This window comes from Paraburkholderia dilworthii (assembly GCF_000472525.1).
GTDB lineage: Bacteria > Pseudomonadota > Gammaproteobacteria > Burkholderiales > Burkholderiaceae > Paraburkholderia > Paraburkholderia dilworthii.
Genome location: NZ_AWZT01000002.1, coordinates 451,141 through 463,405, shown reverse-complemented (window position 1 = coordinate 463,405; position 12,265 = coordinate 451,141). Strand labels below are relative to the sequence as shown.

General features: G+C 61.8%; 10 protein-coding genes and 2 pseudogenes. 6 read left to right on the top strand and 6 right to left on the bottom strand.

Annotation, left to right across the window (positions count from 1 at the left end; translation table 11 throughout):
* Positions 1–196 (bottom strand): annotated as a pseudogene (locus F759_RS0105905) (IS5/IS1182 family transposase); the annotation flags it as partial.
* 147 nt (positions 197–343) lie between these two features.
* Here F759_RS0105905 and F759_RS0105900 point away from each other — a divergent pair.
* From F759_RS0105900 to F759_RS0105890, 3 genes are all read left to right on the top strand, one after another.
* Positions 344–964 (top strand): class I SAM-dependent methyltransferase, encoded by a 621-nt coding sequence (locus tag F759_RS0105900; RefSeq protein WP_027799041.1) that lies wholly within the window; start codon positions 344–346, stop codon positions 962–964.
* A gap of 343 nt (positions 965–1,307) precedes the next feature.
* The gene (locus F759_RS0105895) at positions 1,308–1,856 is read left to right on the top strand and encodes a YbhB/YbcL family Raf kinase inhibitor-like protein (RefSeq protein WP_027799040.1); all 549 of its coding nucleotides are present in this window, start codon (positions 1,308–1,310) and stop codon (positions 1,854–1,856) included.
* 86 nt (positions 1,857–1,942) lie between these two features.
* Entirely contained in the window at positions 1,943–2,320 is a 378-nt protein-coding gene (locus F759_RS0105890) for a surface-adhesin E family protein (RefSeq protein ID WP_027799039.1), read from the top strand.
* Between the two features lie 232 nt (positions 2,321–2,552).
* Here the strand turns inward: F759_RS0105890 and F759_RS0105885 are convergent, their stop codons facing one another.
* The 3 genes from F759_RS0105885 to acnA are packed head-to-tail and all read right to left on the bottom strand — an operon-like array spanning position 2,553 to position 6,941.
* Positions 2,553–3,287 carry an ABC transporter substrate-binding protein gene (locus F759_RS0105885; protein ID WP_027799038.1) on the bottom strand — a complete coding sequence of 245 codons (735 nt, stop codon included), beginning with the start codon at positions 3,285–3,287 and terminating at the stop codon, positions 2,553–2,555.
* A gap of 52 nt (positions 3,288–3,339) precedes the next feature.
* Positions 3,340–4,233 carry a GntR family transcriptional regulator gene (locus F759_RS0105880; protein WP_027799037.1) on the bottom strand — a complete coding sequence of 298 codons (894 nt, stop codon included), beginning with the start codon at positions 4,231–4,233 and terminating at the stop codon, positions 3,340–3,342.
* A gap of 53 nt (positions 4,234–4,286) precedes the next feature.
* Positions 4,287–6,941, bottom strand: a complete 2,655-nt coding sequence (gene acnA / locus F759_RS0105875; RefSeq protein ID WP_027799036.1) for an aconitate hydratase AcnA — start codon at positions 6,939–6,941, stop codon at positions 4,287–4,289.
* A gap of 250 nt (positions 6,942–7,191) precedes the next feature.
* On the opposite strand from acnA, the gene F759_RS0105870 reads away from it, so the two are divergent.
* The 3 genes and pseudogenes from F759_RS0105870 to F759_RS45400 form a co-directional block, all read left to right on the top strand.
* Positions 7,192–8,253, top strand: coding sequence for a lactonase family protein (locus F759_RS0105870; protein WP_036023585.1), 1,062 nt, complete (start codon positions 7,192–7,194; stop codon positions 8,251–8,253).
* Positions 8,254–8,319: 66 nt separating this feature from the next.
* Complete coding sequence (locus tag F759_RS37290) at positions 8,320–9,129, top strand: MFS transporter (protein WP_244438787.1); 810 nt, start codon at positions 8,320–8,322, stop codon at positions 9,127–9,129.
* A 137-nt stretch (positions 9,130–9,266) separates the two neighbouring features.
* Positions 9,267–9,499, top strand: a pseudogene (locus tag F759_RS45400) (hypothetical protein); the annotation flags it as partial.
* Between the two features lie 339 nt (positions 9,500–9,838).
* Here the strand turns inward: F759_RS45400 and F759_RS0105855 are convergent.
* Positions 9,839–11,047 carry an acetyl-CoA C-acyltransferase gene (locus F759_RS0105855; protein WP_027799034.1) on the bottom strand — a complete coding sequence of 403 codons (1,209 nt, stop codon included), beginning with the start codon at positions 11,045–11,047 and terminating at the stop codon, positions 9,839–9,841.
* 164 nt (positions 11,048–11,211) lie between these two features.
* Positions 11,212–11,979, bottom strand: a complete 768-nt coding sequence (locus F759_RS0105850) for a 3-hydroxyacyl-CoA dehydrogenase (protein ID WP_027799033.1) — start codon at positions 11,977–11,979, stop codon at positions 11,212–11,214.
* Between the last annotated feature and the right edge of the window lie 286 nt (positions 11,980–12,265).

The following is a 12,265-nucleotide window of genomic DNA, read 5'->3' as shown; positions in this document are numbered from 1 at the left end:
GCATCACCTCCGGATGATACGAAGGCCGGCCGGTCAGCGCTGGCTCAACACCTTCAAACCCGAGCTTCTGAAGATCGAGCTCATCCACAAAGACATCCACCACGCGCACAGGATTGGTGTCGGTCACGTAGTCATCAAGCGCTTCGGGAAGGAGAAAGCTTTGCGTACGACTATCGCCTTGAANGAATCGCTTCATCGTGCTCATCCTCCGCTATCGGATGAAGAATTTTAGCGCTTCAAAAATGCGTTTTGACACACTCTGGGCCAAAAACGGACGTTGGACGTCGCTGGCTAGATTGGCGACATCGGGAACTTTGCGAAAACGCGACCTGTGGAGTCGGTGATGTCCACCAACGTAAGCGGGACAGAAGGCTACGCTGAGAACGCTCAGTCTCTCATCGAGCAATGGCAGGACATATCATTTGGGAACAGCCATAGGCCCGTCATGCATCTCTTGCCGATGCCCCCGGCCCACATTCTTGACGTGGGCGCCGGCATCGGAACCGATGCAGCTGAGTTAGGGGCTATGGGGTACACAGTTGTGGCCGTAGAACCAGTGGACGCGTTGCGCGTCGCAGGAACCGGGCTGCATTCGTCTTCCCGGATTGAATGGGTGGACGACAGTCTGCCAGATCTCATGTCTGTACGTTCGCGACGAAAAGAATTCGACTTGGTAATGCTCTCTGCCGTTTGGATGCATCTGGACGAAGACGAGCGCCGTCAGGCGATGTCGACCGTCAGCTCCTTGCTGCGGGAAGGTGCGATGGTGGTGATGTCTTTACGTCACGGTCGAGTCCCCGAAGGACGCCGAATGTTTGACGTTTCGGCAGCAGAGACCACTCGGTTAGCAAGTGCCCATAGCTTCAGGACTGTGCTAAATGTCCGGACCGAGTCCACCCAACGAGGAAATCAGCGGATGGGTGTAACCTGGAGCTGGCTCGCCTTTGTCAAAGGTGACGGGTGAGAATAGCTTCGATCGCTTGCATCGGCAGTGCCCGGCCCATGAAGAGACGTTTGCCGGTCGCGGCCAGATTGAGAACAGTCATGGTATCCGAGGCTGCACCCCGGTCAATTTGACAGGCAATCAAAAGACGCGCTTATTCACCGCCTGATGGTTCTGACCACGCGTTCCACCTCGCGCGTTCTGGAAAATTACGATTTCTTCGGAAAGAGCCACTTCATTGGATGCCGGTATTGACCATACCAGTATCGCCTATTGCCTTGTTCGCCGCGGTAAGCGTTGTAACAATCGTATTTCAAATCCAGACGTCAATGGCTGTCGTTACCTATTCTGAAAGGCATCTTCGATGAAAATTGTTGCATTCGTCTTCACGCTTTTTGCCGGACTGGTCCCCATGAGCAGCGCAATAGCAGGGGGCTTTATAATCCAGAGCAATGACCTCGCAGACGGGCAGTTTAATAATGCTCAGATATCCGATAGCTTTGGGTGCCACGGTGAGAATATTTCGCCGGCTATCAGTTGGTCTGGTGAGCCGGCAGGAACTAAAAGCTTTCTTGTTACGATGTACGACCGCGATGCTCCTACCGGCTCGGGATTCTGGCACTGGGTCGTAGCCAATTTGCCGGCGAGCGTTCACACTCTCACTCTTGGCGCTGGGAGCAAGGTCAGCAGACTTCCCAAAGGCGCAATTGCGATCAAAAACGATATCGGCAAGGCAGGGTACCTGGGTCCCTGTCCCCCGGAAGGCGAGAATCATCGCTACGTCATTACGGTCGCTGCGCTTAAAGTCCCCGCTTTGCCCGTCGATAGCACTGCAACGCCTGCGGTGGTCGGCTTTGTCGCCCACTACCAGGAACTGGCAAAAGCGACGGTCACGGTCCAATACGCTCGCTAGCTCTCCGTCTCGAATGGCCGCTTCGGAGAAAAGCGAGGGACGGATCTGGGTCGGCTCATGCCTTTTGCATCGCGCGCGCAGCCAAGATGAGCGTCGCGCTCGGTCACGGGACGCTGAAAAAACCGCCGTACCCGTTGACGCTGTTCGAAAAGGTCGAGATCGACTTGAACTCGATTCATAAAACAGGCGATGGCGGCATCACCGTCTGGAATCGCGAGACCTATGTCGACAAGCAAATCGTGTCTTCAACAGAGATTTACAGAATAGGTGAGGCTCGGTACTGGTTCGATTGCACGCACAAGCTGTTTAACATCGACTACGTCCATACGAGGAAAATTGACGGAACTCTGGTTCGATCACGTCCGATAGAAGTCGCAGCTCGGCGGAACGACAATCCCATCCCACCGAACTCATTGATCAGTTCCGAAGCGGACCTTGCGTGCCGCCACGCCGCAGAGATATAGCAAGTCACAATTTGCGTACTCATTTTAAAATTCTGGATCGCACAGTGGGGATAGCGCCATCGACCGGAAAGGTGCCACCGGCAAGCGACCGTTATCGGGAAAGCTGAAGGTCCCTTGCGTGGAGCGAACCGTAACGGGTTGATTTGCATGTCGGGCGGTGTCCATTCCATCTCGAGCCAAAGCAGCCCCACCTCGTACCATGCCAGTCGGGTTGTACCGAATTTGACAGCCGCTACGCCGTCGGCGCGACCGACGCGCCGACGATCCCGTGCCGCGCCAGCGAGTCGGCCACGAACCCGGACGTCTTCATCTCTTCCAGGAAGCTGCGCAGCAAGCCCGCCGCCGCTTCGCCGCGGCTCTTCGGCGTGCCCATTGCCTGTTGGATCACCATGAAGCGCTCGTCAAGGAGCCGCAGGCCGGTGGTTGCGCCCGCATCGGCTTCGAGCTGCTGCTTGACGCCGGCCGCCACTTCGAGACTCTGTTCGAGGAACGTCTGAACGACCGTCGGCGACGAGGGCGCGCGAACGATCTGCGCGGCGTTCAGCTCGCGCGTGAGAAAGAGGTCATATGCGCTGCCTTTACCGACGGCGACGCGGTTATGCGCCTGATCGACGTCCTGGTTGGTCCTGACCGGCGACTCGTCGCGTACGAGATAGAAGCCTTCGATCAGCACATACGGCGCGGTAAAGGCAATCGTCTCGCCGCGCAAGGGATCGACCGCGAAGAAGCCGAAGTCCGCCCGTTCCTCGCTCACCGCCTGCACGGATTTGCCAGCTGTGTCGAAGACCACCAGTTCCAGCTCGACGCCGAGCTTATTCGCAAAGGCGCGCGCGAGGTCGACGGACACGCCGAACGGCTTGCCGGTTTTCGGGTCCTGGTTGGCGAGAATCGGGTTGCCCAGATTGATCGACGCGCGCAGCTTGCCCGTCGGCGTGAATGCGGAGATAACCGATTGATCGATGGTCATGGTGTTCCCGTTGCGACCGCGTTTTGCGCGGACGGTATCAGTGGGTATCGGTTCAGGGTTCGAGAATCTGGCTGATGCGCGACAGCGCGTCGAGCGTGTGCAGCAGGTGCTCGCGCATCGCTTCCGACGCCTCTTCGTTGCGTTCGCGCTCCAGCAGTTCGAGCAGATGCAAATGCTGCTTCGCGTGTTCGATATAACGCTCGCGGTGCTGCATCGAGCGATACGACAGCAGGCGGCGCACGCGGTTGACGCGCTTGATCGTGTCGATGAAAAACCCGTTGCCCGAAGCCTCCACCAGCGATTCATGAAAGCGCACGCCGCGCTCATGCAACTGGTCCGCCGTATACGTTTCGATGCCGCCCGCGAGCAGATGCTTTTCCACTTCGCGGCACCGTTCCAGCACTTTCCTGTCCAGCCGATAGCCGGGTTCGAGCAACGCGGCTGGTTCCAGTGCAAGACGCAGACGGTAGGACTTCAACAGGCTGTCGGGCGTGGTCAGCATCGACGAAAATTGCCAGCCGTAGCCCGGTTTGCGTTCGGCCCAGCCTTCCTGCGCAATGCGTCCGAGCACGGCCGTGAGCTGCGCGCTCGTCAGACCGTAGCGGTTGCGTATGAGAAGCTCGGAAAACTCGGCGGGCAGTTCGCCCTTCAGACGGTCTTCCGCGATGTGGAAATAGACGCTTGTCACGATATCGGTTTCAGCAAGGCCCAGCTCGCCGACCACGTCCGCAAGCGGTTCGACGACAGGCTTCGCGACGAAAAAACCGCGATTCTTCTCGCGAGTCAAAATTCCTTTCTCATGCAGCAGCGCGAGCGCCTCGTTCACGGGCGAGCGCGACACACGCAGGCGGTCCGCGAGCATCTGCGCAGGCAGATGAGCGCCCGCGTCCAGTCCTTCAGTCTTGATGAGTTCAACGATCTGCGTCGCAATGGATCTTTCGATCATGTGAGTTTGCCTTCTGCCTTCCACTTTCTCCGTAGCGCGGCAGAGGCTTTGTCTCAAGCCTCCCGCGCCGCCAGACTCTTCTGCAATATCAACGGAATGACGCCGCCCGAGCGCAACAGCGTGCATTCGAGCTGCGTCTCGACAGCCGCCGTCGCCTCGATGACTTGCGCGCTGCCGTCCGCACGCATGATACGCACGGGCACCTTGCATCGAGGTGACAGCGTATCGGCCGCTGCGTCGACTTCGAGCTTATCACCCGGGCGCAGATCGAGCGTGTCCGGATTCACGCCCGCCGCGAACCTGATCGGCAAAATGCCCATGCCGATCAGATTCGATCGATGAATGCGCTCGAAGCTCACCGCCAACACTGCACGAATGCCGAGGAGCCGTTGCCCCTTGGCCGCCCAATCGCGCGATGACCCCGTGCCGTAGCGCTCGCCCGCGACCAGCACGACCAGATCGCCGTCCTCTTCATAGCGGCGAGCGGCTTCGAAAATCGGCAGCACCTCGCCGCTCGGCACGTGCAGCGTGTGCGCGACCGGCATGCCGGCGCGCAGGCGATTGACGAGCGTCCTGTTGAAGAACGCCGCGCGCACCATCACTTCCCAGTTGCCGCGCCGCGACGCGAACACGTTCAGGTCGTCGCGATCGTCGCCGCGTGAGACGAGGAAGTCGGCGACGAAGCTGTCCTTCGGAATCGCGCTGGCGGGCGAGATGTGATCGGTGGTCACGTCGTCGCCGAGCACGAGGAGTGGATAAGCGCTGTACCTGCCGAGCTGGCTGCCTTGCGTTGCGGACTTCGCGGAGGCGAACGGCGGCCGCCGCAATGCCGTCGACGCTGGATTCCACGGGAACTGCGCGCTGTCCGGCGCATCGAGATCGTGCCATGCCGCGTTTTGGCTGGCGAGCGCAAAGGCGCGCGGATAGTCGCGCGGATCGGCGGCTGCGCGCACCAGTTCGGCGACTTCCTCGCGGCTCGGCCACACATCGCGCAGGTAGACCGGCGTGCCGTCGGCTGCATGCTGGAGCGGCTCGCGGCTCAGGTCGCGCTCGGCGTCGCCGGCGAGTGCGAACGCGATCACGAGCGGCGGCGACATGATGAAACCGAGGTCCAGGTCCGGATGAATGCGGCCTGGGAAATTACGGTTGCCCGAAAGCATCGCGACCGGATACGCGCTCTTGTTGGCAATGGCGGCGCGGATCGCTTCCGTCAACGGCCCCGAATTGCCGATGCAGGTCGTGCATCCATATCCGACTATGTCGAAGCCGACCGCCGACAGGTCGCCGATCAGGTTGGCCCGTTCGAGATACGCCGCAGCCGCGGGCGAGCCCGGCCCGAGCGATGTCTTGATCCACGACGGCACCTTCAACCCGAGCGCACGCGCCTTGCGCGCGAGCAGGCCAGCGGCGATCAGCAGCGCCGGATCGGACGTGTTCGTGCAACTCGTGATCGCAGCAATCGCGACGGGGTGCTTCGGCATCGGCGGATTGTCCTGGCTTGCTGGATCAGCTTGCGGCGCCGGATGGAAGTCGAGCTTCGCGAGCGCGGCCGACGTCTGCGAATAGTCGAGCAGATCCTGTGGACGGCGCGGCCCGGCAACGTGCATTCCGACGCTGGCCAGATCCACGTCGATGCTGCGCGTATAGCGCGGCTCAGCATGCGGATCGAACCATACGCCGGCCTGTCGCGAGAACGCTTCGACGAGCCGGATCGACTGTTCCGAACGATGGGTCGCGCGCAGATAGTCGAGCGTGTGCTGATCGACGGCAAAGAAGCCGGTCGACGCGCCGTACTCCGGCGCCATGTTCGCAACAACGGCGCGCTCGCCCGCAGTGAGCGTCACCACGCCGGGACCGAAATACTCGACAAACTCTCCCGATACACCAATTGCACGCAACCGCTGTGTGATGGTCAGCGCGAGATCGGTCGCGAGCACGCCTGCGCGCAACGCGCGCGTTAGCCGCACGCCTATCACATCGGGGATGCGCTGCATCACCGGCATGCCGAACATCACGGTCTGCGCTTCGAGTCCCCCCACGCCCCAGGCGAGCACGCCGATGCCGTTGACCATCGGCGTATGACTGTCCGTGCCGATCAACGTGTCCGGCACCGCCCACGGCTCGCCGTCGCGCTCGACCGTCGTCACGACGGTGGCGAGCTGCTCGAGGTTGATCGTATGCATGATCCCCGTGCCCGGCGGATGAATCCGCACGCCCTTGAGCGCCTTCGACGCCCACCGCAAAAACCGGTAGCGCTCGGCGTTGCGGCGCAATTCGAGTTGCAGGTTCAAGGGCGCCGCGTCGCTTCGCGCGAAGTATTCGACGGCCAGTGAATGATCGACCGACGAATCGACCGGCAGGACCGGATTGAGCGACGCGGGATCGGCGCCAGCTTCGGCCAGCGCGTCGCGCATGCCGGCGATATCGACGAGCGCGGGCGTGCTCGTGGTGTCGTGCATCAGCACGCGGTTGGGCTGGAATGCAATCTCGACTTCGCTGGTTCCGCGCGCCGTCCACGCGAGGATGCCTTGCACGGCTTGCCGCCGCTCATCGCCCTCCATATTGCGGATGACATTTTCCAGCAGCAGACGCAACACGACGGGCAATTCGCGCAGCTTGTCGCCGAACAGGCCCGGCAAATTCACGTAGCGATAAGGCACGCCGTCTACCGTCAGGTGGCCTTCGGTGGGGGAGTAAGTGTTTTCCATGACTGTATTTTTGCACTTATGCAGTTCAAAATGCAATCTAGTGCAAACTCCAAAAGCCAAAATAATCTGGAGACATGGCGTGAAGAAAACCGGCCGTAACGGGCATGTGGACGGCCCGAACCGCTCCCGGCGGCAGATCGTTCAAGGGGCGGCATCGCTTGTGGCGCTGGCTGCGGTCGGGACCGTAGCGCGGACGGCCTTGGCCCGCGGGCAGGCGGTGCACCCCACAGATTTCACAGGAAGACAATCTATGTTTGCTTATGTCGGATCGCGGACCACCCGCGAACGAAACGCCCGCGGCGATGGCATCAGCGTCTATCGCGTCGATACGGGAACGGGCGGCCTCGAACTCGTGCAGCTCGTCAGGGATCTCGTCAATCCGTCGTTCCTGGCGCTCGCGCGCGACGGCGAGCACCTCTACAGCGTGCACGGCGATCTGAGCGATATCAGCGCGTTCAAGGTCGATAAGGCATCGGGCAAGCTCACGTTCCTGAACAAGCAGAGCACACAAGGCAAAAACCCGGTGCACCTTGCGCTCGATCCGTCGGGCCGCTATGTCGTCGTGTCGAATCACATCGGCCCGAGTCTGGCCGTGCTGCCGATCGCGGCGGATGGCTCGCTGCAGGAACTGACGCAACTGGTGCGTCTCGAAGGTCTGATCGGCCCGCATCGCGTCGAGCAGAAGCAGGCGAAGCCGCACTTCAATCCGTTCGATCCGACGGGGCAGTTCGTGGTCGTGCCGGATAAGGGGCTCGACCGTGTCTTCACATTCCGTTTCAAGGACGGACAGCTCACGCCCGCCGATCCGGCGTTCGTCGTGTCGCGCGAAACGGCCGGTCCGCGGCACCTCGCGTTTCATCCGAAGGGCGCTCACGCCTACGTCGTCAACGAACTGGATTCGACCGTGACGACCTATCGTTATGCGCCGGCCAACGGCGCATTGACGCCGGTGCAGATAGTGTCGTCGCTGCCCGACACATTCACGGGCAACAGCCGCGCCTCGGAGATCGAAGTCGATCGCACGGGCCACTTCTTGTACGCATCCAATCGCGGTTACGACAGCATTGCCGTATTCCGCATCGACCAGACGACGGGGCATCTCACGTTTGTGCATGCGGAGCCGAGCCAGGGACGCACGCCGCGCTTCATGGCGGCCACGCCCGATGGCCGCTTCATGTACGCGCTGAACGAGGACAGCGACAGCATCGTCGCGTTCTTCATCCATCCGGCCACGGGGCAACTGAAGCCAACTGGCTTTTCCGTCGAGTCGGGCAGTCCGGTTTGCATGGTGTTTTCGGAACACCGCGCGTAATACCGGGCGCAATTCGCCTTGTCGTTTTCAAAGGAACCTGGCGGCGAGCCGCCAGCGGAGAGACACATGCAAGCTACACAAGCCGCAAGGCCCATCGACGAGCGCGTGCTCGTGCGCAAGATCGCCTGGCGCATCATTCCGTTCGTTTTCATCCTGTACATCATTTCGTATCTGGACCGTGCGAACATCGGCTACGCGGCGTTGCAGATGAACCGCGAACTCGCGCTGACGAGCGAGGCGTTCGGTTTCGCGGCGGGCATTTTCTTCATCGGCTACTTTCTGTTCGAGGTACCAAGCAATGTGATGCTTAACAAGCACGGGGCGCGTGTGTGGATTGCGCGCATTCTCGTGACGTGGGGCATCATCTCGATCATTTCGGCGTTCGTGCATAACGCGACGCAGCTCTACGTGCTGCGCTTTCTGCTTGGCGTCGCCGAGGCGGGCTTCTTCCCGGGCATCATTGTCTATCTGACTTACTGGTTCCGCGCAAAAGAACTCGCAACGACGGTCGCACTCTTCACGGCGGCTATTCCTGTTTCGTACATCATCGGCGCACCGTTGAGCACGTGGATCATGGACAACGTGCACTGGATGAACTGGAGCGGCTGGCGCTGGATGCTGGTGCTGGAAGGCGCGCCGGCTCTAATCGGCGGCATCATGTGTTTCCTGTATCTGACCGACCGTCCGGCCGATGCCAAATGGCTCAAGCCCGACGAGCGCGACTGCTGGAACGGAACCCCGATCGGTGAAATTGTGCTCGACGAACTCGGCGCTGAGGATGGGTTTCCAGTTCTGGGTACACAACCGCGTAGCGCGTCATCCGCAAGGCTACCTTTGGGAAGCTGTTCTGGCCACCACGCCGCGCGGCCAGACTGAGCTGCGGATGCCAACCCGGGGCAAAGCTCATCAGCGCACGGCGCGGCTGACTTTGCGTTGCGCGAGCAGTGCGACTGCATTCTCCAAGGGCGCGCGCGAGCCGCCGCTACTTACCCGAGGCGGACGTCTTTGCGATTCATGCAAAGAACGGCAACAAATATCTCGGCCGGGCGTTCATCGAAGCGGCAGCTGGGGCACTTTGTTACCTCCTCAGTCGAGAAGCTTTTATGAGCGGAAGAAGGCCAGCCGCATTCCGGTAGTCGCGATGAAGGCGCTTGCGCACAAGCTGGCGCGTGCGGCCTATTACATGATGCGTGATGGCAAACCCTGCCACCTGGCCAGCATTCGCGTGGACCAGGATGGATACTGATCAGCGTCAGCGCAGATCTGGGGCGGACCATAGATTTACTTCGCTCTGCGAAACCCGAGCGCCAGCTCGCGGGCGTCTTCGCGCTATCCGATTCCTGCCAGTATCTATGTATTGGGGACGACTGTGAAATCGGCCGGAGAGTGCGTCGCCTGCGAGATAAGGCGACGCAACCAGGACGTCATTCAGCCATTTGAGCGCCGTGTGGGCTTCAAGCGCCGACGCCTGGATCAACTTGCTGCCGTTGCCTCGAAACAGTGGCCTGGTGACGCCGTCATGATCCGAATGGCACGACGTAGAGTAGCTGCTATTTGAATCATTCCCGGGTAGCAAGGGTGTCGTTCAGACGACCTCGATCGCCAGGGCTGTGGCCTCGCCGCCGCCGATGCAAAGGCTGGCCACGCCACGCCGGACACCTCGTTGGCGAAGCGCCCCCAGCAACGTCACGATAAGGCGAGCGCCCGTCGCGCCGATCGGATGACCCAGCGCGCAGGCACCACCATGCACATTCACTCGCTCGTGCGGCAGCGACAGTTCGCGCATCGCGGCCATGACCACCACGGCGAATGCCTCATTGATCTCCCACAGTTCTACATCGTCGACCTGCCACCCCACCTTGGCGAGCAGCTTCTGGATCGCGCCCACGGGCGCAGTAGTGAACCGGGCCGGTTCCTGTGAATGCGTGGCGTGCCCACGGATAACAGCCAGCGGTGCCAGGCCACGCTCGTGTGCGGTGGACTCGCGCATCAGCACCAACGCGGCTGCACCATCGGAGATCGAACTGGAGTTGGCCGCCGTGACGGTGCCGTCCTTGCCGAAAGCGGGCTTGAGAGTAGGGATCTTGTCCAGTTGTGCCTTCGCCGGCGCCGCGTCGTTGTCGACGAGTTTTGCGCCGCTGCGGCCCGGCACGGCCACCGGCGCAATCTCCCACCGGAACAGGCCGTCGCGTTGTGCCTGCTGCGCGCGCAGCGTGGAGGTTAAAGCGTAGGCGTCCTGCTCCTCACGCGTGAAACGAAAGTGGCGCGCGCAATCATCGGCGAAGGTGCCCATCAGGCGGCCGTCGGAGGCCGAACCATAGTGATCCTCCAGTCCATCGAAGAACAGGTGGTCCAGCACCTGACCGTGCCCGAGGCGCTGGCCCGAGCGAGCCTTGGGCAGCAGGTACGGCGCGTTGCTCATGGATTCCATGCCACCCGCCACCATCACCCGTTGAGTGCCCGCCAGCAGGAGGTCGTGCGCCAGCATGGCGGCCTTCATGCCGGAGCCGCAGACCTTGTTGACTGTTGCACAGCCCGCCGACAGCGGCAACCCGGCGCCCAGCGCCGCTTGACGTGCGGGCGCTTGGCCCACGCCAGCGGGCAGCACGCAGCCCATCAGTATTTCGTCTACGGCCTCCGGCTGCAGCCCGGCCCGCTGCACAGCGGTACGGATTGCGTTGGCGCCCAGCTGCGGTGCCGTCAGCGAGGCGAAGTCGCCTTGGAAGGCACCCAGCGGCGTGCGGGCGGCACCGACGATGACGACGGGATCGTTGGAAGTACTGGAGGTGGGCATGCGAGTCTCCATCCGCCACTCAAAGGCGGCTTTGCAAGAGGGTGAGGAAAATTTTCGGTGTGGCTGAATCTGGCTGACCACGTTCGAGCCCGGCGACTCAGGTCAACCGCTGCGAGTGGCAACAAGCGGCAACAAGCATCACGATGACTGCTTAGGACGCCGCGTCATCTGGCCGCCATGCGGATGGCCCCATCAAGGCGAATCACCTCGCCGTTGAGGTAGGTGTTTCCGACGATGTGCAGCGCGAGCTCCGCGAATTCGTCGGGTCGTCCGAGGCGCGCGGGAAAAGGCACCATCTTTCCCAGCGCGTCCTGCACTTCCGTGGGCATGCCTTTGAGCATTGGCGTCTCCATGATCCCCGGCGCGATGGCGACCACGCGAATGCCGTGGCGCGCGAGTTCGCGCGTGATGGGCAGCGTCATCGCCACCACGCCACCCTTGGAGGCTGCGTAGGCCGCTTGCCCGATCTGGCCATCGAAGGCCGCGACTGAAGCGGTGCTGATAATGACTCCGCGCTCGCCATCGGCGTCGGGCATGTTCTCGGTCATGCAGGCTGCGGCCAGCCGCACCATGTTGAAGGCGCCGATCAGGTTGATCTGAACGGTGCGCGCGAAACTTTCCAGCCGATGCGGGCCTTCGCGACCAAGCACTTTCTCGGCGGGTGCAATGCCGGCGCAATGGATCAGGCCGTGCAGCCCGCCAAAGGTGTCGCGGAACGCGGCTAATGCATGCTCCACGCTGGCGGCATCGCACACGTCTGCCCTGGTGAAGCGGGCATTGGAGCCGAGTTCCGCCGCGAGCGCGGCACCCGCGTTCTGGTCCAGGTCTACCAGCAGCACTGTGGCGCCGCCCGCGACAAGGCGGCGTGCCGTGGCGGCGCCGAGCCCGGAACCGCCGCCTGTGACGACAAAACCCCTATCCTCAACCTGCATTTCTGTCTCCTGAGTGATGGCCCCGACGCACAGCACACCCGGGCGATACGCGTGCCGGCACGAGTCCGAAGCTCGTGGTGTGCCCGAAGCGATATGTGACATGACTGGCACGTTTCTGCACGGCCTTCGCCGGCAAAATACGTTCGCGATGATCTACTGGCTGGTCATCGTAAGCGGCAGGCGAGAGTTCGCCCATGCCCATAGACATCGTCGTGCATGAGCCTTTTGGACACATCGAAGAGGCCGTCGATCTCGTCAACAATGCAGGTTGGCTCAAGGCTGCCGG

Excerpts from the sequence above, each read along its gene's own strand:
- F759_RS0105880 (WP_027799037.1), bottom strand. The coding sequence starts at position 4,233 with ATGATCGAAAGATCCATTGCGACGCAGATCGTTGAACTCATCAAGACT.
- F759_RS0105885 (WP_027799038.1), bottom strand. The coding sequence starts at position 3,287 with ATGACCATCGATCAATCGGTTATCTCCGCATTCACGCCGACGGGCAAG.
- F759_RS0105850 (WP_027799033.1), bottom strand. The coding sequence starts at position 11,979 with ATGCAGGTTGAGGATAGGGGTTTTGTCGTCACAGGCGGCGGTTCCGGG.
- F759_RS0105900 (WP_027799041.1), top strand. The coding sequence starts at position 344 with ATGTCCACCAACGTAAGCGGGACAGAAGGCTACGCTGAGAACGCTCAG.
- F759_RS0105895 (WP_027799040.1), top strand. The coding sequence starts at position 1,308 with ATGAAAATTGTTGCATTCGTCTTCACGCTTTTTGCCGGACTGGTCCCC.
- F759_RS0105890 (WP_027799039.1), top strand. The coding sequence starts at position 1,943 with ATGAGCGTCGCGCTCGGTCACGGGACGCTGAAAAAACCGCCGTACCCG.
- F759_RS0105870 (WP_036023585.1), top strand. The coding sequence starts at position 7,192 with ATGTTTGCTTATGTCGGATCGCGGACCACCCGCGAACGAAACGCCCGC.
- acnA (WP_027799036.1), bottom strand. The coding sequence starts at position 6,941 with ATGGAAAACACTTACTCCCCCACCGAAGGCCACCTGACGGTAGACGGC.
- F759_RS37290 (WP_244438787.1), top strand. The coding sequence starts at position 8,320 with ATGCAAGCTACACAAGCCGCAAGGCCCATCGACGAGCGCGTGCTCGTG.
- F759_RS0105855 (WP_027799034.1), bottom strand. The coding sequence starts at position 11,047 with ATGCCCACCTCCAGTACTTCCAACGATCCCGTCGTCATCGTCGGTGCC.